The sequence below is a fragment of the Providencia rettgeri genome (genome assembly GCF_013702265.1).
Taxonomy (GTDB): domain Bacteria; phylum Pseudomonadota; class Gammaproteobacteria; order Enterobacterales; family Enterobacteriaceae; genus Providencia; species Providencia zhijiangensis.
In genome coordinates, this window is the sequence record NZ_CP059348.1 from 3,749,678 (window position 1) to 3,770,398 (window position 20,721).

A 20,721-nucleotide genomic window follows, 5' to 3' on the forward strand; every position below is an offset into this window, starting at 1 on the left:
AAGACCAACATTAAAACAAGTAAGAAAAGAGCCATTCCGGCTCTCATTCTCATAAATATAGGCTGTTTTCCTGAGCGTCGACGGCTGTTGACGCTCAGGAATTTGTTTTACCATCATGAGATCCTGCTGAACATAACTGCAAAAATACATCCCAATAAGATGCAAATTCAGCTGATTATTCTGCAACGACCTCATTCAATATTGTGCATAAAATAGACTAAATTATGCATTCCAACGAACAGTGACACAAAAGCCCCCTTCCGTGACATTAGTAAACGTCACGTTGAGATGGTGTAACTGAGCCACGCGTTTAACAATTGATAGTCCTAATCCGCTACCTGTTTTTTCTTGCCCCGGTGGTCGGTAGAAACGCTCCCCTAAACGCGCTAATACTTCAGGGGAAACGCCAGCACCATCATCTTTCACTTCCAGATGATGACGATACAAATTGACTTCAACCTTACCGGCGGCCTTACCATAGCGGATAGCATTGTGAAGAAGGTTTCTTAAGAGTACGGACAATAAAAGTTTTTGCCCCTTAAAAGACGGCGGCGTTTCAACAATCGATATTTTCAACGTTACCTGATTTTGCCGAGCTTCCAGCTCGCTCTCTTTAACGGCTTGCTCAATTAATTCCTGCCAACTCACTTCACTCACATCATCTAACTGATTAGAAGACTCCAAGCGGGATAACGTTAATAACTGATCCACCAGCCGAGTTGCACGATCAATTCCCTCTGAAAGATTAGCCACTGCATGTTGGCGAATTGCCTCGTCACTTCCAGCAATCTGCACCACTTCAGTTTGGACTTTCAGTGCGGCAAGTGGACTACGCAGTTCATGGGCAGCATCAGAGGTAAATTGCCGTTCACGCACAAACATGTGGTTTATTTTGTCGAATAATCCGTTCAGAGAATCTAGGATTGGCTTAGCCTCACTAGGGATCGTGGGCACCACCACTGGGCTCAGTTCCTCCGGCTTCCTCTCTCGCAACTGCTTAGCTACATCCCTCAGGGGTTTTAATGCTCGAGTGAGTAACCATAAAAATACGATTAACATTATCGGCAGCGCCACCAGCCACGGTATGAGCTGAGAAAACATAATGCTGTTAGCCATACTTTGGCGGTATTCCCACTCTTGCCCTACTGCAATAATATATTGATTATCAATAGATTTTAGCCAAACAAAACGCCACTCATCATCACTACCTTTCAACTTGCCTTCACTGAATCCTTCACGATCAAATTGAAATTCAATTTTGCGCCCGTTATCACCATCATTTAGCACCATTTCGCCACTCGGCGTAAAAATCGCAAACGCCAATGCGTCATCGTCTTGGCTTCCCCGATTTTTCCGCAATAACTTTTTGGTTTTACTCAATGATGCTTGAGGCAAGTCGATATCCGTCGGTAACACCGATAAGCGCTTTGCAAATACCATTTGTTGAGTATCAAACAATTCGTTAATGGTTTTATAGGTTTGATACCATGCCAATGAGCTAGCAATTCCCCACGTCATTACAGCGAGGAGCAATAACATCAAAGTCAGTTTGAGCCTTAAGCTGAACGTTTTCATGCTTCATCACCCAGTCGATAACCAACACCATGAACAGTTTGAATAAACTTACTGCCTAATTTGCGGCGTAAATGGTGAATGTGAACTTCAACCGAATTACTGGAGACCTCTTCATCCCAGTTATACAACTTTTCTTCTATCGCACTACGAGACAGCACTTTTTTCGGGTTGTGCAAAAATAATGATAATAGTGCCAGCTCTTTACCCTTTAACTGCACAGGATTTCCTTGGTAAGTGACCGTCATCGCTAAAGGATCCATCTCCACGTCACCATGTACCAACGTGGGTGATAGCTGCCCACTGCGCCGACGGATCAATGCTTGCAAACGCGCCGCAACCTCCGCAAGCGCAAACGGCTTACACAGATAATCATCAGCCCCTTGCTGTAGCCCATTTACCCGTTGTTCAAGGGCATCTCGCGCCGTCAAAATCAAAACAGGCTCATCTCGCCCTTGCTTACGCCAGAACTTCAAAATATCCATACCATCAATATGCGGAAGTGATAAATCCAGCACGACAGCATCATAAGGGGCATCAAACAAAGCCTGTTGACCTTGTTTACCATCCATAAACCAATCAAGGGTAAACCCCAATTGTGTTAGCCCTACTTTTAAGCCATCGCCAATTAACCTGTCATCTTCTATTAATAAAATACGCATATTCAACCTCCGCATCGAATATTGTTATATTTATCTTATTAAATTCATGATGACCAGTGGTGATTGTCCAAATTAAAAATATATTTAATTAATTTGAGTTCTTAAGATCCTGTTAAGATTTACTTGGTTAAATACATCCCATAGACCAAATTTCTGGTTACTTGTGGAGAAACAAAAATGAAAAAATTACCTTTAATCACCTTAATCGCTGCCCTTGCTACCGCCCCTGTTTTTGCTGCTACTGGTGGTTTTTCAGGTCCAGGTGAAGTCGCCAACACCACTAACACTGAAACCATGAAAACCCAAGAAGGTGGTTTTAACGGTCCAAATGCAAGTGAAACAACTGTTGCGAAAGCCCTTGAATTATCTGACAACAGCTGGGTTGTTTTACGCGGTAATCTCGTTAAACAACTGGACAAAAAACATTACGAATTCACCGATGGCACAGGCACCATCACCGTTGAAATTAGCCAAAAACGTTTCAATGGAGTGAACGTCACGCCAAAAGATAAAATCGAAATTCGTGGTGAAGTTGATAAAGACTGGAACTCTAAAGAGATCGACGTTAAACAACTGCAAATCATCAAATAATTAATTTCGACCAAAGGCCAGCAGATTGCCCATTGCTGGCCTTTGGCTATTTAAGTCTGTTCCCTGCCCCCTATTTCCCCTCTCAATTTATAGTGCTAGATTATGCTTACCTTATTTCTTCTCGTACTTATTTATGAAACAGCCTCAAGTTAGGAATATCAGCGAAAAATTACTGTCCGATAACTGGTACATTCTCAAAAAATATACCTATGAATTACAGCGACACGACGGCTCTTGGCAAAAACAAGAGCGAGAAGTGTATGACCGTGGCGATGGCGCTGTCATTTTGCTGTATAACACATCCAAAAATAGCATTATCTTGATCCGTCAATTCCGGATGCCAATGTACGTTTCTGGATATAAACAGTTGCTGATTGAAGCCGCAGCTGGACTACTTGAAGGTTCTTCCCCTGAAGCGAGAATTATTGCTGAAGCCGAAGAAGAAACTGGCTATAAAATCGATAATATTGAAAAGGTGTTTGAAGCCTTTATGAGCCCAGGCTCCGTCACTGAAAAGCTGCATTTTTACATTGCCCAATACAGTGATAAGGACCGCCAAAGTGATGGTGGTGGGCTCGCTGATGAAGGTGAAGATATTGAGGTTATGGAATGGTCATTCCCTGATGCGCTTGCTGCTATCAAAAACGGGGAGATCATGGATGGTAAAACCATTATGCTTATTCAACATCTTGCATTAAACGGAATTCTAAACCCCAAAAATAGTTAATTTTTAAAGGGTGAAAATAGCATTTTTGCCCTTCCACTCTTAATTCGTTCTATATAATCATCATTAAACGATTTCTTTGCTCTTTATTTTTTCTACTCTCTTTTATTTTTCATATTTTATTTAATCATGTTTGATAAATTACATTTTATTACACTTTCCATTACCGAGCATCTAAACTCGATAATAAAAAGAATAAAATAGAGTTTATTCCATCAAAAAAGAATTATCTTTTATCGCTTTGATTTAAATTAAAAAACCAACAAATAAACCCATCTAAAAACAATCATCAATAAAATTAAAAAGCCTATTTTTTTCAATGAAATACTTTCATTTAAAAATATTAACTTTGACCTTGTCACTAAAAAACTTTAGATTTAAAGATAACCTACTTTCTGAATTTCACTATTTTTTCGTTAAGGTAAAAATCGAAACACTGAATATTATCTTAGTTATTAAGCAATATTATTCTTAAGTTAAGGAGCTAAATAAGATGATCCGTTGTATTCGTATGTGGACAGGTGAAGACGGTAACTCTCTGTTTGAAGAAGGCACCATTGAACTGAATGGTGTTGCTCGTGGAGATGACCAAAGCCCTGTCATTGCCGTCAGTGAACTCACCTTTCGCGAAACCGTTTCAGGTGGCTCTTGGGATTGGCACAAAGATCCCGTTCCACGCTATGTTATCACCCTCACCGGTACCTTAGAGTTCGAAACCAAAGATGGCTCCACATTTATTATCAAGCCAGGTGACATTCTGCTTGCTCAAGACAATACAGGAACAGGACATAAATGGCGTTTGATTGGTGATGAACCTTGGAGACGCGCTTATGTGGTGTATCAAGACGGTACAGACTTGTGTTTCACTCCGAATAAAAAATAGGGATTTCCATGACTAAACCCATTGCAGAAAATGTTGATATCGCGCTGATCGGTGCGGGGATCATGAGCGCCACGCTCGGCACATTTCTTAAAGAGCTGGAGCCAAATCTCACTATCGCGATATTCGAAAGATTAAATGATTGTGCCCAAGAAAGTTCCCATCCATGGAATAACGCGGGAACAGGTCACGCGGCAAACTGTGAAATGAACTATACCCCGCCAAATCCTGATGGCACGGTAGATATCAGCAAAGCCCTTGAAGTAAACACTGAATTTGACCTGTCTCGTCAGCTATGGTCTTACTTAGTCACCAAAGGCAAAATCAAAAATCCACGGGACTTTATCCACCCTTGCCCGCACATGAGCTTTGTTTCTGGTGCAGACAACATCAAGTTTTTACAACAACGTTTCCGCCAAATGTCTGCCCATCACTGTTACCACAATATGGAATACAGCGATGACCTAAAACAGATTGATGAGTGGGCGCCATTAGTGGTTGAAGGCCGAGATCCTAATGAAAAAATTGCGGTTACCCGTGTTGTGACTGGGGCTGATGTGGATTACGGTGCCTTAACCCACTTACTGATGGCACAACTGAGCGAGCAGAGTGGATTTTCTCTTCACTATAAACATGAAGTGATTGATGTGACACAGACGCCTGATGGGCGCTGGAATGTGGAAGTGAAGAACCTTCTGACTCACGAAAAAACCATCACGTCCGCAAAATTTGTATTTGTAGGAGCCGGTGGTCGCGCCATTGAGTTACTGCAAAAATCCGGTATTCCTGAAGGTAAAGGCTATGGCGGATTCCCTGTGAGTGGAATTTGGCTACGCTGTGACGATGAAAAAGTGGCGGCTCGCCACCACGCCAAAGTTTACGGAAAAGCCGATAAGGGCTCACCACCGATGTCTGTACCGCATTTAGATACCCGCATCATCGGCGGAAAACGCTCTTTACTGTTTGGACCGTATGCTGGTTTCTCGAGTAAGTTCCTAAAACATGGATCTTATCTGGATCTGTTTGATTCCATCAGACTGAACAATATTGAACCGATGCTTGCCATCGCGAAAGATGATTGGTCATTGGCTGAATATCTTGTGGGACAAGTGCTGCAAACGTCTGCACATCAATTCTCTATGCTGCAAAAATTCTATCCTGATGCGCAGCGTGAAGATTGGAAAGAAGTGGTCGCAGGTCAACGCGTTCAGATCATTAAACCGGATCCAGTGAAAAAAGGCGTATTGGAGTTCGGTACTGAGCTGATTACGAGTGCAGATAAATCGTTCACCGTATTAATGGGCGCATCACCGGGTGCATCGACTGCTGCGTTTATCGCCCTCAACGTACTGAAAACCTGCTTTGCAGATCAACTCTCTGCGGATGGTTGGGAAGCTCGCCTGAAGACTATCATTCCAACTTATGGAATTGATTTAAAACAGGATGCAAAAGCGTGTTTAGATATTCGTACTGCAACAGCTAAAGTGCTGCAATTAGATAACTAAACATTAAGTCATGTTGTTCAAGTCGGGTAAGTGAATCATTAGCTACCCGACTTTTTATTATCTTGCTATTTTCGCTGTCTTAGCGACATTCAAAACCGGAGTTCAAAAAAGACTCTCTCGGTGAATAATCCAGTGTATTTCCCTGCCAATCCACCACGCTCGCCCCTGCCCCTAATGCCACTGCATGTCCCGCTGCTGTATCCCAGATATTAGTCGGTCCAAAACGAGGGTATAACTGCGCGCTACCTTCCGCTACTAAACAGAATTTTAGCGATGAACCTATCTCCGCTGTGCGATGCTCTGGAAGCTTCGCGAGATACGCCATCAATTGGGGGTCTTGATGAGAACGGCTGATCACCACCACAGGCGGCGTCTCAGCTTTGACGTGAATGCGCTGAATTTCCCCGTGCTCTTCTTTCCACGCTTGAGAGCCTTCGGCGTAATACATCAACCCTTTAGCTGGCGCAAAAACCACTCCCATGACTGGAATGCCATTTTCAATTAACGCAATATTGACGGTGAAATCACCATTACGATTAATAAATTCTTTAGTTCCATCCAACGGGTCAATAAGCCAGTAACGTTGCCAGTCACGACGTACAGGCCATTCTGGAGGATCTTCTTCCGAAAGTTGAGGGATATCAGGTGATAAACGTGAAAGCCCCTCTTTGATGATTTGATGGGCCGCAATATCCGCAGCCGTGACAGGGGAATCATCTTGCTTATGTTCAACCTGCAATGGCGCATGCCCATTGTAGATTTTCATGATGGCATCACCCGCCTCTCGGGCAAGTGTACAAAGTTGTTGGCGCATTTTATTTCCCCTAATGACACGAAGCCTTTAAGAGTAACAAGAGCAGAATATTTACGCTAATAAAAAAGCCTCATTAGCTATATCGAAATGGCAAATGACCAAAATGACAAGCTAATAAGGCTATTATTCTTTTCTGTAAGTCAGTCAGAAATTACAAAATTTCCAGTAACTCAACTTCGAAAACAAGAGTGCTGAATGGAGGGATAGATGCACCGGCACCGCGCTCACCGTAAGCTAATTCATGAGGAATGTATAATTCCCATTTTGAACCCACAGGCATTAATGTCAGCGCTTCAATCCAACCTGGGATCACGCCACTCACTGGGAATTCTGCTGGTTGACCGCGCTGTACGGAGCTGTCGAACACAGTACCGTCAATTAAACGGCCTGTATAATGAACGCGAACGCGATCAGAACGCGCTGGGATTGCGCCTTCACCTTGGTTGATCACAGAGAACTGCAAACCAGACTCAGTAGTCGATACGCCGTCTTTCTTCTGGTTCTCATCTAAGAATTTTTGACCTTCTGCAGCCAGTTCTTTTTGACGCTCTTGGCGAACTGCATCTGCACGTTCGTGCATTTCACGCAGTGCTTTATGCAGCGCTTCAACTGGAACTGATGGCATGTTGCCTTCTAAAGAATCAGTCAGACCCGCTAAAATTGCGTCTGGAACTAAGCCTTCTAGTCCTGATTCTAATAATTGCTGTCCAATTTGTAGACCAATGCCATAGCTCGCTTGAGCTTCTACTGAATCAAAGTTTTGGTTTGCCATGAAAATACCCATTTCCATTTTTTGAGAAAAACCAAGGATAGCAGCCCCTTTCCTATGGGTAAACCTAAACCCGATCACGGAAGAATAAAACTGTCTAAATTATTCAGTGTTCTCCTAAATTAGCCTTCAACTTGTTAATTTACGCGTAAATAGTGCTAGTATGCGTTAAAACGTCTGTGATTAATTATTCCTCAAATATAGGAGGGGTCATGTTGAGACTATCCACTTTTCATCGCTATGGAATTGCTATTCTAGCGCTGATCGTTATTGCTGCCTTATTTTGGCCATCTAGCGATAAGCCGAATACCGCGCAGAATAATACGGGCAATATACCGAACCAGCCAATAGTTATCCCACCAACTGCACAGCCAAATCCAATCCCTGATACGGTATTATCGCAGCCAGAACAACCGACAACCAACATCCCAGATACATCAACGTCATTACCAAGTGAGCCTGAAGTTATTCAAGAACCACAAACGTCTCAGCCGACACAGCAGCCAAGTACTAGTGCGCCATCACAGCCGTCAACCACTCCCCCTTCAGCTAATGAATGGCAGAATTATCGCGTTCAAAAAGGGAAAACATTGGCGCAGCTATTTCGTGATAATAACTTGCAGGCGAATGATGCATTTATCATGGCAAAAGTTGAAGGCTCAGAAAAACCCCTTAGCAACTTGCAACAAGGGCAGAAAATCCGATTAAAAGCCAATGGTAAAGGTGAAGTTCAACAGCTGGAAATCACAGCAACCAACGGTCAAACCTATGGCTTTACGCGCTTAAGCGATGGTAGCTATTATCGAACACCTTAGTTTGTCTTTTAACGTCGGGTATTTCATACAATAATCCGACTTTTCTTTTATTTTCAGAATAAAAATTCAATGGAGACGTTATTTGATGACGTCTCTCACCATAAACTACGTATAATCACTGTTCTTTATTACACTTAATGGTTAAACAGGGAAAAGAACAGGAAAATCTATGCAGAAAAACAACAATACCTGCAAAAAGAAGCTCATTAAAATTATTGCCGCCGTAGTTTTACTCCTACTGCTCAGTGTTATTGGCTATATTTCATGGATTAAATACCATGCGGATGGGCTGTGGAATATCATTAGCCAGCAGTGCATTGCTATCAATGATCCCGACCAGCGTAATCCATCTTGCTTGAAAGTGGATTTAGACAATCGCTATGTACTATTTAAAGATAAAAAAGGCCCGGTTCATAATTTGGTGCTACCGACCGATAAAGTCAGCGGTATCGAATCCCCTTTATTACTTGAAGATAATAGCCCTGATTACTTTACGCTTGCCTGGAATGAGCGAGAGAGTGTTAGCCCCGCGGGCCAACCCGCTATTAGCGATGATAAACTCGCCTTAGCGATTAATTCACAATATGGGCGTTCACAAGATCAACTTCATATCCATATTGCTTGCCTAAAACCACAAGTTATTGAGCTAGTTAACCAACATGCGGATGCGATTAAATCTGAATGGCATGTTTTTCCTGTGCCGTTAGAAGGTCATGAATATTGGGTGAAAAAGTTAGATAGCCAACAGAGTCCTTTCAAGCAGTTAAATGAGTATGTTCAAGCACATAATGACAGCATGGGGAACTATGGACTGGCTGTGACGGAGCTGAAAGATGGTTCGATGGTATTATTAGCGAATCGTACGGATGTTTGGCAGTTTAATTTAGGTAGTGCGGGAGAATTGCTGGATTACCAATGTTCAGTTAATCAGTAAGTTTTCCATACCCTAGAAATAAAAAAACACCGGATCCCCGGTGTTTTTTTATTGTGCCACCGCGTTAACAGTGGCAACTATCATCATTATTGATTACTCAGCAACGATGATAACGTTCAGCTCTGCGAAAACATCGCTGTGTAACTGGAAGTGAACTTCGTGGTCACCAGTAGTACGCAGAACGCCGTTTGGCAGGCGAACTTCGCTTTTCGCAACTTTAACGCCAGCCGCAGTGATTGCGTCAGCGATGTCACGAGTACCGATTGAACCGAACAGTTTACCTTCGTCACCAGCTTTAGAAGCCAGAGTAACAGAACCCAGCGCAGTAACAGCTGCTGCACGAGCCTGTGCTGCTGCCAGAACGTCAGCTAATTTAGCTTCCAGTTCAGCGCGGCGAGCTTCGAAGAATTCAACGTTTTTCTTAGTTGCAGGAACAGCTTTGCCCTGTGGTACTAAGAAGTTACGAGCGTAGCCCGATTTAACGTTAACTTGGTCACCCAGGCTACCTAGGTTAGCTACTTTATCAAGCAGAATAACTTGCATTACCTTATCCTCTATTAGTCGTTAATGGACTGTACCAATTACTGATGACGATCAGTGTATGGTAACAGAGACAGGTAGCGAGCGCGCTTGATAGCACGAGCGAGCTGGCGTTGATATTTTGCACGAGTACCGGTGATACGGCTTGGTACAATTTTACCACTTTCAGTGATATAGTTTTTCAGCGTTGCGATATCTTTATAGTCGATCTCTTGAACGCCTTCCGCTGTGAAACGGCAGAACTTGCGACGACGGAAATAACGTGCCATATGGCTAGTCTCCAGAATCTATCAAATCAATCTGCTCGGCATGTAAGACTAATTTACTGATTCCATTACGTCCCTGATGGGTGCTAATGAAACCTGTAACAGTAATCAGACTGCCGACCGTTATACTGTGAGTATGGGTTTGTAAGGCTTGTCCGCTGGCAATGACGGGCATTCTGCACCATGCTTGCCGTGACATTCCAGCTTCCTGTTGTCCAGAACGATGTTCTAAAACAAACTGGCAATGTGGAATGCCGGACGGACTCACTTTTCGAATCAATGCTTTACAGACTGTGCCTGTCAACACTAGACGATTAGTGATCACCTGAGCAATTACTCTTCAGAATCCCCAGTTTCTTCTGCTTCTTCGTCTTGATATTCATCAGACATGTCACGGCCGCGACGTTCGTCTTTGGCTTTGACCATTGGAGAAGCTTCTGTTACTGCGTGTTTTAAGCGCATAACCATGCTGCGGATAACGGCATCGTTGAAGCGGAAGTTAGTTTCCAGCTCATCAATCGCTTCCTGTGGAGCTTCTACGTTCAGCAGAACATAGTGAGCTTTGTGCAGTTTGTTGATTGGGTAAGCCAGTTGACGACGGCCCCAGTCTTCCAGACGGTGAATCTGACCTTGTGCGTTAGTGATAACAGCACTGTAACGCTCGATCATGCCCGGAACCTGTTCGCTTTGGTCAGGATGGACCATAAAAACGATTTCGTAATGACGCATTAGTAGTTGCTCCTTACGGATTATTAGCCTCCTGTCTGGGTTAACCGCGGCCCGCGGAGGCAAGGAACTTGTTGAGTGCGGCTAAAAAATTGACGCGTAACTATACCCATCCCAGATAAAAAACTCAAGAGATGGGGACAAATTAAGCAAAAATTATTTTATGATTTATTTGGCAATGCGTTGGCGAACTGCTTCAAACAGGCACACGCCCGTTGCTACAGAGACGTTCAGTGATGAAACTGAGCCCGCCATTGGGATGCTGATCAACTCGTCGCAATGTTCGCGAGTCAAACGACGCATACCTTCACCTTCCGCGCCCATCACTAATGCGATAGAGCCAGTCAGCTTACTTTGATACAAGTTATGGTCAGCTTCACCGGCGGTGCCAACAATCCACACATTGTATTCTTGCAGTAAACGTAAGGTTCTTGCCAAGTTAGTCACGCGGATCAACGGAACGTTTTCCGCTGCGCCGCAGGCGACTTTCTTCGCGGTTGCATTCAACTGTGCAGATTTGTCTTTCGGGACAATCACCGCATGAACACCAGCTGCGTCTGCGCTACGTAAACACGCGCCTAAGTTGTGTGGGTCAGTCACGCCATCGAGGATCAGTAAAAATGGCGATTCGGTGCTTTCCAGTAAATCCGGGAGATCCCCTTCTTGATACTGCTTGCCGGCTAGCACATTGGCGATAATCCCTTGGTGTACCGCACCTTCAGTTTGTGCGTCCATCCATTGGCGATTTGCCACTTGCACCACAATGCCCAACGCTTCGATTTCATGAACGATAGGCATCAGGCGGCGGTCTTCACGACCTTTTAAAATATAGACTTCTTTAATACGTTGCGGTGAACGCTCAAGCAGGGCTTTCACTGCGTGAATGCCGTAAATAATTTCGCTCATAAATATCTTTTAGGTTGAGAACATTAAATAGGTGGAAAATCAAAAGGTGGCGATTCCCCGCCACCTTGTATCATGAAACGCGCTTATCCCTCTTGTTTTTGGGATTTTTTCGCCACGCGTTTTGCTTTTAACTTGGCACTGATTTTTTTGGTTTTATCGGATGGCTTTTTGCTTTTCGCTTTACCGTTTCCTTTACCTTCAGGTTTTGCGTCCTTGCTGTCTTTCTTGCCTTTTTTCTCTGAACGACGAAATGCAGAATCAGGTTCGAAGTTTTTCTCTTTGCTCACATCGCCTTTTCGACGGGCTGAACGTGTCGCATTTTTAACTTCTTTCTTCATCTTATCCCGTGTGGTTTTACCCGGGTTTTTCGCTTTTCGTGTCGTTGAAATTAAAGCAAAATCAATGGTGCGCTCATCCATATGTACCGCTTCTACACGGATTTCCACTTCATCGCCAAGACGATAAGTTGTACCGGAAGATTCACCAATTAAGCGCTGTCCAACCGCATCATAACGATAATAGTCGTTATCAAGAGTCGAAATATGCACTAAGCCATCAATAAACAGGTCATTTAAGCGAACAAAGAAACCAAAACCTGTCACGCTAGTGATAAGTCCAGTAAACACTTGGCCCACTTGGTCTTGCATGAAGTCACATTTTAACCAATCTGCGACGTCACGGGTAGCTTCATCTGCACGGCGCTCAGTCAGTGAGCAGTGCTCGCCCAATTGCAGCATGCTGTCCATATCGGAGTGCCATCCACCCGTTTCCGTCCAGCGCTTATCTCCATGACCATGCTCTTTTGCCAGTAAGTATTTAATACCACGATGCAAAGTTAAGTCAGGATAACGACGAATTGGCGAGGTAAAGTGGGCATATGATTTCAGACCTAAACCAAAGTGACCGCGGTTTTCTGGATCATAAATTGCTTGCTTCATAGAGCGTAAAATCATGGTCTGTAACAGCTCATGGTCTGGGCGCTCAGCCACTTCGTTCATTACTTGGGCGTAATCTTTTGGCTCTGGCTTCATGCCACCCGGCAGCGTCAAACCTAACTCGCTGAATACTGAGCGTAAGTTCATAACGCTCTCTTCTTTCGGACGGTCATGCACGCGGTATAGGGCAGGCTCTTCGTTTTTCTCAACAAATCGCGCCGCCGCAATATTAGCTAAAATCATGCACTCTTCAATTAATTTGTGTGCATCATTACGTTCTACAGGCTCAATACGCTCAATACGGCGTTCCGCATTGAAGATAAACTTGGCTTCTTCAGATTCAAACGAGATAGCGCCACGTTCAATACGCGCTGCATCTAACGCTTTGTATAATTGATGTAAATGCTCGATATGAGGCACTAATGCTTTGTAATGCTCGCGTAGCTCTTCATCCCCTTGCAGCATTTTCCACACTTTGGTGTAAGTTAAACGCGCGTGGGAGCTCATCACCGCTTCATAGAATTTATATGAAGAGAGTTTTCCGGATGCCGAAACCGTCATTTCACACACCATACACAGACGGTCTACGCCTGGGTTTAGTGAACATAATCCGTTAGACAGTACTTCCGGTAGCATGGGCACAACTTGGGATGGGAAATAGACCGAGTTACCACGGCTATGGGCTTCTGTATCCAGTGCAGTTTGTGGGCGAACATAGTAGCTCACATCGGCAATCGCAACCCATAAACGCCAGCCGCCACCTTTTTTCGGTGCACAGTAAACGGCATCATCGAAGTCACGAGCGTCTTCGCCGTCGATGGTGACGAGAGGAAGATCGCGCAGATCCACACGCCCTTTCTTCGCAGCTTCAGGGACTGTTTCACTGTAATCAGCCACTTGCTTTGTCACTTGTGGCGGCCAAGAGTGCGGAATTTCATGAGTACGTAATGCGATTTCGACCGCCATGCCCGTACCCATGGTTTCACCGAGTACTTCGACAATATTCCCAACAGCTTGAGAGCGGCGTTGTGGGCGAGTTTCTAATTCAACCACCACCACGTTACCCATACGGGCACCACATTGCTTGTCTTTAGGAATTAAAATATCGAAACTTAAACGACTATCATCAGGAACGACAAACCCCATTCCCGCTTCAATAAAATAGCGCCCAACAATTTGGTTATTGCGCGGCTCTAATACACGTACAACACGCACTTCGGTGCGTCCTTTACGGTCTTGGCCATAAGGTTGAGCCAAAATCACATCACCATGTAAAGCGCGCTTCATCTCATCTTGAGATAAGTAGTAATCTTCTTTTTTACCTTCGACACGCAAGAAACCATAGCCATCACGGTGGCCAATAACTTTACCTTTTAATAGGTCAATACGTTCTGGTAATGCATAACATTTGCGGCGAGTGAAAACTAACTGTCCATCACGTTCCATCGCACGTAAGCGACGACGCAATGCTTCCAATTCATCTTCCGTAGAGAGGTTGAGTAGCTGTGCAATTTCTTCACGGTTTGCAGGGGCTGTGCGCTTAGATAAGAGATCTAAAATAAACTCTCTACTCGGAATTGGGGATTCGTATTTTTCTGCTTCTCTTTCCTGAAAAGGATCGTTTGACATTGTTACCTCCATTGTCATCAGAGTGATAAATTACTGAGACATTAATCGAGCAGTAATTGATACAGCGGACTATTATCTTTGACCATGTCCGCTAGCGTATATTGGTCTAGTTCTTGTAAAAATTGTTGTATCGCCTTTTGTAGCACACCTTTTAGGCGGCAGGCTGGCGTAATATGGCAAAATTCGCCACTACAATTGACTAGAGTGAGTGGTTCTAATGCGCGAACGACATCACCGATCAGGATTGATTCCGCCGGTTGACCCAGTGCGATCCCGCCATTTTTACCACGAGTGGCTTTTACATAGCCAAGGTGACTTAGCTGATTGATAATTTTAACCATGTGATTACGAGAAACACCATACACCTCAGTAACTTGTGTAATGCTCGTCATCTGCCCTTTTTCTAGGGCGGCTAAGTAGATTAGGGCTCGTAACCCATAGTCAGTAAAACTTGTCAGCTGCACAATCACCTCAAAAATTTTTTGGCGCTACAAATATGTCATGAAATACTTATCTGCCATTTTCGTTATATTTGTTTTCTGGCTACCATCTAAAGTACATTTTGAACGATTTTCTACAGTATATCGCCTTAGTTTTAGTCTAGCCCATCCTTGCACGTAAAGATGCTTGTAATGGCACATAATGTTCAACTTGATGGATATTATCTGAAAATTTTAGCGTTTTATCAAAAAGGAATTCATCGGAAGGAAAATGGGAGAGATAAAAAAACAGCGCTCAGTGAGCGCTGTTCTGTCTATTACTCAACGTCAAACGGATCACGCAGGATCATCGTTTCTGAACGGTCTGGGCCAGTTGAAATAATATCAACAGGGATACCAGTCAGTTCTTCAATACGTTGGATGTAATCTAAAGCTGCTTGTGGCAGTAACGCTCTTTCTTTAACGCCGAAAGTCGTTTCGCTCCAACCAGGCATGACTTCATACACTGGCTCTAAGCCTTCCCACTCATCAGCGGCTAAAGGTGTAGTTTCTAACACTGTGCCATCTTTACGACGATAACCTACACAGATTTTTACTTCTTTTAAGCCATCTAAAACGTCCAGCTTAGTTAAGCAGAAACCTGACAGAGAGTTAATTTGTACAGCGCGATTAATAGCTACGATGTCTAACCAACCAGTACGACGTTTACGACCCGTGGTTGCACCGAATTCTTGGCCTTTCTCACGCAGGAATTCACCCGTTTCATCGAACAATTCAGTTGGGAATGGACCCGCACCAACACGTGTTGAATAAGCCTTGATGATCCCCAGTACGTAGTTCACGTAACGTGGACCTAAGCCAGAACCTGTTGCAACACCACCCGCTGTTGTGTTTGAAGAGGTTACATACGGATAAGTACCGTGGTCGATATCCAGCAGAGTACCTTGCGCACCTTCAAACATGACTAATTCATTCTTCTGATGTGCTTTATAGAGCAAATCAGAAACATCAATTACCATGCTAGTCAGAAGATCTGCAACAGACATGATGTAATCTAATGTTTCTTGGTAATCAACCGCAGGCTCTTTGTAATAGTTAACCAGTTGGAAGTTATGGTATTCGATGATTTCTTTTAATTTTTCAGCGAAAGTTGCTTTATCGAATAAGTCACCAACACGCAGACCACGACGTGCAACTTTATCTTCGTATGCAGGACCGATACCACGACCAGTTGTACCGATAGCTTTTGCTCCACGCGCTTTTTCACGCGCATTGTCTAATGCGATGTGGTAAGGCAGGATCAGTGGGCATGCTTCAGAGATACGTAAACGCTCACGAACAGGAACACCGCGATCTTCCAGTTCTTTCATCTCTTTCATTAAAGCATCAGGCGCAAGAACAACACCATTAGCAATGATGCTGATGACATTTTCACGAAGAATACCGGATGGAATTAAGTGGAGAACGGTTTTTTCACCGTTTACAACAAGAGTATGGCCAGCATTATGGCCGCCCTGATAGCGAACTACATATTTAGCTCGTTCTGTCAGCAAGTCAACGATCTTGCCCTTCCCTTCGTCACCCCATTGGGTGCCCAGTACGACAACGTTCTTACCCATTTCGAAATACACTCGGTTGCTTAAAAATGAATTCTACCATCAAAAATGAACTGTTCCAGTGATATTTTGGCATTACAAAAATTTTTTTCTAGAAAGCAAGTAAAATGGTAGTTTTATTTCTGTCGTAGACTCAAAGTGAATTTTCTCAACCTGAGCAGCTCAAATTTTCCCTGAAAAATCCATCACTTAAAACGACAGGCGAAAAAAAGCCCACCGAAGCGGGCTTTTCTTTATTAGATTAACAGTAATTTAAGCTCGTTGCACGTAACTTAAGCTGTTTATCATTTAATCCGTTGAACGCAGCTGAGTTGGTGCCTTCATAAAGCGGAAGAAATCTGTATCTGGGCTAAGCACCATTACGTCATCACCACTTTTGAAGCTTTGCTCATAAGCACGCAGGCTACGAATAAAGGCATAGAACTCTGGGTCTTGGTTGAATGCATCAGCAAACAGTTTCGTTGCCATTGCATCACCTTCACCTCGCAGGGTCAGTGCTGTACGCTCTGATTCTGCCAGTGTTTCTGTTACCGTCTTATCCGCTACCGCACGAATCTTGGTTGCTTCTTCTTGACCTTGTGAACGGTGCTGACGCGCTACCGCTTCACGCTCTGCACGCATACGTGCATAGATGGCTTCAGAAACTTCGTTTGGTAATTCAATACGTTTGATACGCACGTCGACAACTTCGATACCTAACGCCGCCATACTGTTTGCATTTACAACCAGTGGCTTCAGGTTGGTTTCTTTTTCAACGCGAGCCGCCGCATCTGCAATTGCAGCATCAGCGTCTTTAGTTGCTTCGTCGGTTGCGGTACCTTTGTTCAGTGCATCACGAACATCAACAGTTAAGCGACCACGAGAGTCAGTGATGATGTCTTTAACACTTAAACGACCAAACTCAGAACGTAAACGGTCACTGAACTTACGTTTTAACAGGGTTTCCGCTTGGAATGGGTTACCGCCGCCAGTCGCTACATAGTAACGGCTGAAGTCAGTGACACGCCATTTCAGGTATGAATCCACCATTAAGTCTTTGTTTTCGCTAGTCAGGTAACGGTCAGCTTGAATTTCTAACGTCTGAATACGTGCATCTAGCATTTTCACAGTTTCAATAAATGGAACTTTGAAATGTAGACCTGGTTCATAAACGATAGGTTTATTCTCAGAATCACGTAAAACCTTACCAAAGCGTAATACAATACCGCGCTCAGTTTGAGGAACAATAAAGATTGATGCGTAGGCAACAGCTAAAACAGCAATCACTACAAAAATAAATGACTTACGCATGATTATTGTCTCCCTACTCTAACTGCATCACCACGCACAGGATTGTTTGGCTGTGCAGGTGCTGAACTCGTAGAAGATGAATTGTTCGTTGAGTTCGTCATTCTTGCTGACTGATTCACTTTTGGTGCCGCAGTCGTATTGCCCGTCGCACCACGCATGATTTGATCCAACGGCAGTACTAACATGCTGTTGCTCTTATCATTAGCAATCACTTTACGTGTATTTGCTAATACGCGCTCCATCGTTTCGATGTATAAACGTTCGCGAGTAATTTCTGGTGCAGCACGATATTCAGGTAGCATTTTCGCAAAGCTTGCGACCTCACCCTCTGCTTTGAAGACGACGCTCGCCTTGTAAGCTTCAGCTTCTTCGATCATACGTTGTGCGTTACCTTTCGCGAGAGGCAGAACTTCGTTTCGGTAAGCGTGCGCTTCACGAATCGTTTTTTGTTCTTCTTCCCTTGCGGAAATTACATCATCAAACGCTGCTTTAACATCTTCAGGCGGACGAGCCGCTTGGAAGTTGACGTCCAGCAGGGTGATACCCATTTTGTATGGTGCAATCGTTGCTTCTAGCTCTTTTTGCGTAACATCACGGATAAAGGCGCGATTCGTAGTCAACACTTGCTCCATGGCAGATTGACCAATAACGCCACGCACCGCACTATCCAGCGCTTGACGCAGACTATTATCAGGATTAGTCACGCTAAACAGGTATTGAGCAGGATCGGTAACACGGTACTGAACGTTCATTTCAACGCGGATAACGTTTTCATCTGATGTCAACATCATACCGTTAGTCGCTTGTTCGCGAACAGTTTCAACGTTCACAGGAACAACTTGATCAATAAACGTTGGTTTCCAGTTCAGACCAGGTCCAACAACACCACTATATTCACCAAAACGTAAGACTACGCCACGGTCACTTTCTTTAATGGTATAGAAGCCTGAGCCCGCCCAAACTACGACAACCGCAGCAAGTGCTAACATACCTAAACGGCCACTCAGTTGTGATGGCTGTTTATTATTGCCTTCACTACCGCCTTTATTACCGCCGCCGCCAAGCTTGCTGCCTATTTTACGAAAGAGATCGTCGAGATCATAAGCCCCAGGTTTCCGACCATCTTTGTTCCCGCCAGAGTTGCTGCCTTTATTGCCGCTTCCCCACGGATCGCGGTCTTGTCCGTCATTACCGGGCTGATTCCACGCCATGTTTTAGCTCCATTCTTTATGATTGATTTTTAGGGCTAAGAGCGATATTTCTCATCATTCATTTCACCCATGGGTGTCTTGAATCAAGTCGAGGATATTGGGCTCTTAATATCAATTCCATTGCCTAACTGTGTTGCGGTTAACTCAGCCAACTGACTGTTTTAACATCATTTTTAAACAACATAGTTAGGTAATTGTTGCTCCTGCTTGCATAAACGTCGCCAATCCACCATTGGCATACGCACCTCAAGTCCAATGGTGCCGTCTTCTTCTTGCCATTCACGTTCGATGGATTGAAGTTGATAAAAACGACTCCGTAAGCGACCTTCATTCGGTGGTAAACGCAATTCAAAATGTGCGATCTCACCTGAAAGGCGTTCCGTTAATGCTTGAAGCAACAAAGGGATACCTTCACCTGTTTGCGCTGAAACCCAGACACGAACTGGCTTGTTATCCTCATCTCTGTCAATACGCGGGACAAAATCGTCGAGCATATCAACTTTGTTCATCACTAAAAGTGTTGGGATTTCATTTGCTTCGATTTCTTCCAGCACACTGTCAACCGCTTGGATATTTTCATCCAGTCGGACATCAACTGCATCAATCACATGGAGCAGTAAAGTGGCTTCACGCGTTTCTTGCAGAGTTGCTTTAAATGCAGCAACCAGATCATGTGGAAGGTGGCGAATAAAACCCACGGTGTCCGCTAAAACGACAGTGCCTACATCATCAACATCGATACGACGTAAAGTAGGATCTAACGTAGCAAACAGTTGGTCTGCTGCGTAAACATCTGCCGACGTCATCCGATTAAATAAACTGGATTTTCCGGCGTTGGTGTAGCCCACCAAGGAAACAGTTGGAATATCTGCTTTACTTCTTGATTGACGACCTTGCTCACGCTGTTTTTCGACTCGTCCAAGACGAGATAAAATCTGTTTGATTTTATCTCTGAGTAATCGACGGTCAGTTTCAAGCTGTGTCTCGCCGGGACCACGTAAACCAATCCCGCCTTTTTGGCGCTCAAGGTGCGTCCATCCTCTCACTAAGCGAGTGGATAAATGCCGTAATTGAGCTAATTCAACTTGAAGTTTACCTTCATGCGTACGCGCACGTTGTGCAAATATATCTAAAATTACCCCTGTACGATCAACGACCTTACATTGGCAAACCCGTTCGAGATTACGTTCTTGAGCAGGGCTAAGTGTGTGGTTAAATAGCACCACATCCGCACCACTAGCTTCGACGGCTTCAGCGATTTCTTCAGCTTTCCCTTCCCCAACGAAAAATTTTGGGTGGGGCGCCTTGCGGCTGCCAGTCACTATTTGTACAGGTTTAACGCCAGCAGACGTCACTAGGGACTCAAATTCTGCTAAATTATCAACGTCTTTTTCTTGATCAAAAAAGACATGGACCAGTACAGCTAGTTCACCGCCTTCATACCTATCAAACAAGGTGTAACCTCTTAGGCTAAACAATAATTGCAAAGGAAAGACACAGGTATAGTCTCCCTACCCATGCTTTCCTTGTTTTTAGCGTACAGTCTTACTCAGCTGATTCGCCATCTTGCCCAGCAGAAGCACCACCGTGGTAGTTGCCATTGCCAGCGCCAGCAGTACCAGTACCGCTATGATGAGAAACAGGGCGTGCTGGAACCACAGTAGAGATAGCGTGTTTATAAACCATCTGGCTAACTGTGTTTTTCAGCAAAATAACAAATTGGTCAAAAGATTCGATTTGACCCTGCAATTTAATACCATTAACTAAATAAATAGAGACCGGAACCCTTTCACGACGTAATGCGTTCAGGAACGGATCTTGCAAAGATTGCCCCTTAGCCATTCTATGTTTTCCTTATTTTGTTGTTTTTTAAATGAGAATCTTACGATTCCTAAA

At 44.0% G+C, this 20,721-nt stretch carries 22 protein-coding genes; 6 read left to right on the top strand and 16 right to left on the bottom strand.

Translation table 11 applies throughout. The annotated features are described in order from the left end of the window. Nucleotides 1-222: 222 nt before the first annotated feature. Together qseC and qseB are read right to left on the bottom strand one after the other, a co-directional pair. Nucleotides 223-1,575 (bottom strand): quorum sensing histidine kinase QseC, encoded by a 1,353-nt coding sequence (gene qseC, locus H0913_RS17225; RefSeq protein WP_181477673.1) that lies wholly within the window; start codon nucleotides 1,573-1,575, stop codon nucleotides 223-225. Then, nucleotides 1,572-2,234 carry a quorum sensing response regulator transcription factor QseB gene (gene qseB / locus H0913_RS17230; protein WP_036948983.1) on the bottom strand — a complete coding sequence of 221 codons (663 nt, stop codon included), beginning with the start codon at nucleotides 2,232-2,234 and terminating at the stop codon, nucleotides 1,572-1,574. Before qseB ends, qseC begins: the two co-directional genes overlap by 4 nt. Before the next feature lie 177 nt (nucleotides 2,235-2,411). On the opposite strand from qseB, the gene H0913_RS17235 reads away from it, so the two are divergent. The 4 genes from H0913_RS17235 to mqo all read left to right on the top strand — a co-directional run bounded on the left by H0913_RS17235 (nucleotide 2,412) and on the right by mqo (nucleotide 5,934). Continuing rightward, nucleotides 2,412-2,825 (top strand): YgiW/YdeI family stress tolerance OB fold protein, encoded by a 414-nt coding sequence (locus H0913_RS17235; protein ID WP_036948980.1) that lies wholly within the window; start codon nucleotides 2,412-2,414, stop codon nucleotides 2,823-2,825. A gap of 133 nt (nucleotides 2,826-2,958) precedes the next feature. Further along, a complete protein-coding gene (locus H0913_RS17240) occupies nucleotides 2,959-3,552 on the top strand; it encodes an NUDIX domain-containing protein (RefSeq protein WP_154603044.1) in 594 nt (197 codons plus the stop codon). A gap of 490 nt (nucleotides 3,553-4,042) precedes the next feature. Beyond that, nucleotides 4,043-4,432 carry a cupin domain-containing protein gene (locus H0913_RS17245; RefSeq protein ID WP_036948974.1) on the top strand — a complete coding sequence of 130 codons (390 nt, stop codon included), beginning with the start codon at nucleotides 4,043-4,045 and terminating at the stop codon, nucleotides 4,430-4,432. An 8-nt stretch (nucleotides 4,433-4,440) separates the two neighbouring features. Then, on the top strand, nucleotides 4,441-5,934 hold the full coding sequence (mqo, locus tag H0913_RS17250; protein WP_154603045.1) for a malate dehydrogenase (quinone): 1,494 nt from the start codon (nucleotides 4,441-4,443) through the stop codon (nucleotides 5,932-5,934). A gap of 79 nt (nucleotides 5,935-6,013) precedes the next feature. Here the strand turns inward: mqo and cysQ are convergent, their stop codons facing one another. Next, nucleotides 6,014-6,748: a 3'(2'),5'-bisphosphate nucleotidase CysQ gene (gene cysQ, locus H0913_RS17255; RefSeq protein WP_181477674.1), complete on the bottom strand. Its 735-nt coding sequence runs from the start codon at nucleotides 6,746-6,748 to the stop codon at nucleotides 6,014-6,016. A gap of 151 nt (nucleotides 6,749-6,899) precedes the next feature. Next, nucleotides 6,900-7,520, bottom strand: a complete 621-nt coding sequence (locus tag H0913_RS17260; protein ID WP_036949262.1) for a peptidylprolyl isomerase — start codon at nucleotides 7,518-7,520, stop codon at nucleotides 6,900-6,902. Nucleotides 7,521-7,729: 209 nt separating this feature from the next. Between H0913_RS17260 and H0913_RS17265 the strand changes: the two genes are divergently transcribed. Both H0913_RS17265 and H0913_RS17270 read left to right on the top strand, forming a co-directional pair. Continuing rightward, nucleotides 7,730-8,332 (top strand): LysM-like peptidoglycan-binding domain-containing protein, encoded by a 603-nt coding sequence (locus H0913_RS17265; RefSeq protein ID WP_154638085.1) that lies wholly within the window; start codon nucleotides 7,730-7,732, stop codon nucleotides 8,330-8,332. 169 nt (nucleotides 8,333-8,501) lie between these two features. Further along, nucleotides 8,502-9,266 carry a CDP-diacylglycerol diphosphatase gene (locus tag H0913_RS17270; protein WP_154603048.1) on the top strand — a complete coding sequence of 255 codons (765 nt, stop codon included), beginning with the start codon at nucleotides 8,502-8,504 and terminating at the stop codon, nucleotides 9,264-9,266. A 93-nt stretch (nucleotides 9,267-9,359) separates the two neighbouring features. On the opposite strand, the gene rplI is transcribed toward H0913_RS17270, so the two are convergent. The 12 genes from rplI to hfq all read right to left on the bottom strand — a co-directional run bounded on the left by rplI (nucleotide 9,360) and on the right by hfq (nucleotide 20,667). Beyond that, a complete protein-coding gene (gene rplI, locus H0913_RS17275; RefSeq protein WP_036948960.1) occupies nucleotides 9,360-9,809 on the bottom strand; it encodes a 50S ribosomal protein L9 in 450 nt (149 codons plus the stop codon). Nucleotides 9,810-9,847: 38 nt separating this feature from the next. Continuing rightward, the gene (gene rpsR / locus H0913_RS17280) at nucleotides 9,848-10,075 is read right to left on the bottom strand and encodes a 30S ribosomal protein S18 (RefSeq protein ID WP_000135199.1); all 228 of its coding nucleotides are present in this window, start codon (nucleotides 10,073-10,075) and stop codon (nucleotides 9,848-9,850) included. A gap of 4 nt (nucleotides 10,076-10,079) precedes the next feature. Beyond that, nucleotides 10,080-10,397, bottom strand: coding sequence for a primosomal replication protein N (gene priB / locus H0913_RS17285; RefSeq protein ID WP_036948958.1), 318 nt, complete (start codon nucleotides 10,395-10,397; stop codon nucleotides 10,080-10,082). 8 nt (nucleotides 10,398-10,405) lie between these two features. Further along, nucleotides 10,406-10,801 (bottom strand): 30S ribosomal protein S6, encoded by a 396-nt coding sequence (gene rpsF / locus H0913_RS17290; protein ID WP_154603049.1) that lies wholly within the window; start codon nucleotides 10,799-10,801, stop codon nucleotides 10,406-10,408. A gap of 165 nt (nucleotides 10,802-10,966) precedes the next feature. Next, on the bottom strand, nucleotides 10,967-11,704 hold the full coding sequence (gene rlmB / locus H0913_RS17295; protein WP_154603050.1) for a 23S rRNA (guanosine(2251)-2'-O)-methyltransferase RlmB: 738 nt from the start codon (nucleotides 11,702-11,704) through the stop codon (nucleotides 10,967-10,969). 83 nt (nucleotides 11,705-11,787) lie between these two features. Next, complete coding sequence (gene rnr / locus H0913_RS17300) at nucleotides 11,788-14,268, bottom strand: ribonuclease R (RefSeq protein WP_154603051.1); 2,481 nt, start codon at nucleotides 14,266-14,268, stop codon at nucleotides 11,788-11,790. A gap of 41 nt (nucleotides 14,269-14,309) precedes the next feature. Beyond that, nucleotides 14,310-14,732, bottom strand: coding sequence for a nitric oxide-sensing transcriptional repressor NsrR (gene nsrR / locus H0913_RS17305; RefSeq protein ID WP_181477675.1), 423 nt, complete (start codon nucleotides 14,730-14,732; stop codon nucleotides 14,310-14,312). Nucleotides 14,733-15,025: 293 nt separating this feature from the next. Beyond that, on the bottom strand, nucleotides 15,026-16,327 hold the full coding sequence (locus tag H0913_RS17310; RefSeq protein ID WP_154603052.1) for an adenylosuccinate synthase: 1,302 nt from the start codon (nucleotides 16,325-16,327) through the stop codon (nucleotides 15,026-15,028). Between the two features lie 285 nt (nucleotides 16,328-16,612). Next, nucleotides 16,613-17,614, bottom strand: a complete 1,002-nt coding sequence (gene hflC / locus H0913_RS17315) for a protease modulator HflC (protein ID WP_154603053.1) — start codon at nucleotides 17,612-17,614, stop codon at nucleotides 16,613-16,615. 2 nt (nucleotides 17,615-17,616) lie between these two features. Beyond that, a complete protein-coding gene (gene hflK, locus H0913_RS17320) occupies nucleotides 17,617-18,825 on the bottom strand; it encodes an FtsH protease activity modulator HflK (RefSeq protein WP_181477676.1) in 1,209 nt (402 codons plus the stop codon). A gap of 173 nt (nucleotides 18,826-18,998) precedes the next feature. Next, nucleotides 18,999-20,279, bottom strand: coding sequence for a ribosome rescue GTPase HflX (gene hflX / locus H0913_RS17325; protein ID WP_154603055.1), 1,281 nt, complete (start codon nucleotides 20,277-20,279; stop codon nucleotides 18,999-19,001). A gap of 91 nt (nucleotides 20,280-20,370) precedes the next feature. Then, entirely contained in the window at nucleotides 20,371-20,667 is a 297-nt protein-coding gene (hfq, locus tag H0913_RS17330; protein WP_006662385.1) for an RNA chaperone Hfq, read from the bottom strand. Nucleotides 20,668-20,721: the final 54 nt, after the last annotated feature.

Coding starts and splice junctions, on each gene's coding strand:
- H0913_RS17260 (WP_036949262.1), bottom strand. CDS start 7,520: ATGGCAAACCAAAACTTTGATTCAGTAGAAGCTCAAGCGAGCTATGGC.
- rlmB (WP_154603050.1), bottom strand. CDS start 11,704: ATGAGCGAAATTATTTACGGCATTCACGCAGTGAAAGCCCTGCTTGAG.
- mqo (WP_154603045.1), top strand. CDS start 4,441: ATGACTAAACCCATTGCAGAAAATGTTGATATCGCGCTGATCGGTGCG.
- H0913_RS17240 (WP_154603044.1), top strand. CDS start 2,959: ATGAAACAGCCTCAAGTTAGGAATATCAGCGAAAAATTACTGTCCGAT.
- rpsF (WP_154603049.1), bottom strand. CDS start 10,801: ATGCGTCATTACGAAATCGTTTTTATGGTCCATCCTGACCAAAGCGAA.
- qseC (WP_181477673.1), bottom strand. CDS start 1,575: ATGAAAACGTTCAGCTTAAGGCTCAAACTGACTTTGATGTTATTGCTC.
- hflK (WP_181477676.1), bottom strand. CDS start 18,825: ATGGCGTGGAATCAGCCCGGTAATGACGGACAAGACCGCGATCCGTGG.
- H0913_RS17235 (WP_036948980.1), top strand. CDS start 2,412: ATGAAAAAATTACCTTTAATCACCTTAATCGCTGCCCTTGCTACCGCC.
- cysQ (WP_181477674.1), bottom strand. CDS start 6,748: ATGCGCCAACAACTTTGTACACTTGCCCGAGAGGCGGGTGATGCCATC.
- rplI (WP_036948960.1), bottom strand. CDS start 9,809: ATGCAAGTTATTCTGCTTGATAAAGTAGCTAACCTAGGTAGCCTGGGT.
- hflC (WP_154603053.1), bottom strand. CDS start 17,614: ATGCGTAAGTCATTTATTTTTGTAGTGATTGCTGTTTTAGCTGTTGCC.
- qseB (WP_036948983.1), bottom strand. CDS start 2,234: ATGCGTATTTTATTAATAGAAGATGACAGGTTAATTGGCGATGGCTTA.
- H0913_RS17265 (WP_154638085.1), top strand. CDS start 7,730: ATGTTGAGACTATCCACTTTTCATCGCTATGGAATTGCTATTCTAGCG.
- H0913_RS17310 (WP_154603052.1), bottom strand. CDS start 16,327: ATGGGTAAGAACGTTGTCGTACTGGGCACCCAATGGGGTGACGAAGGG.
- rnr (WP_154603051.1), bottom strand. CDS start 14,268: ATGTCAAACGATCCTTTTCAGGAAAGAGAAGCAGAAAAATACGAATCC.
- H0913_RS17270 (WP_154603048.1), top strand. CDS start 8,502: ATGCAGAAAAACAACAATACCTGCAAAAAGAAGCTCATTAAAATTATT.
- hfq (WP_006662385.1), bottom strand. CDS start 20,667: ATGGCTAAGGGGCAATCTTTGCAAGATCCGTTCCTGAACGCATTACGT.
- H0913_RS17245 (WP_036948974.1), top strand. CDS start 4,043: ATGATCCGTTGTATTCGTATGTGGACAGGTGAAGACGGTAACTCTCTG.
- rpsR (WP_000135199.1), bottom strand. CDS start 10,075: ATGGCACGTTATTTCCGTCGTCGCAAGTTCTGCCGTTTCACAGCGGAA.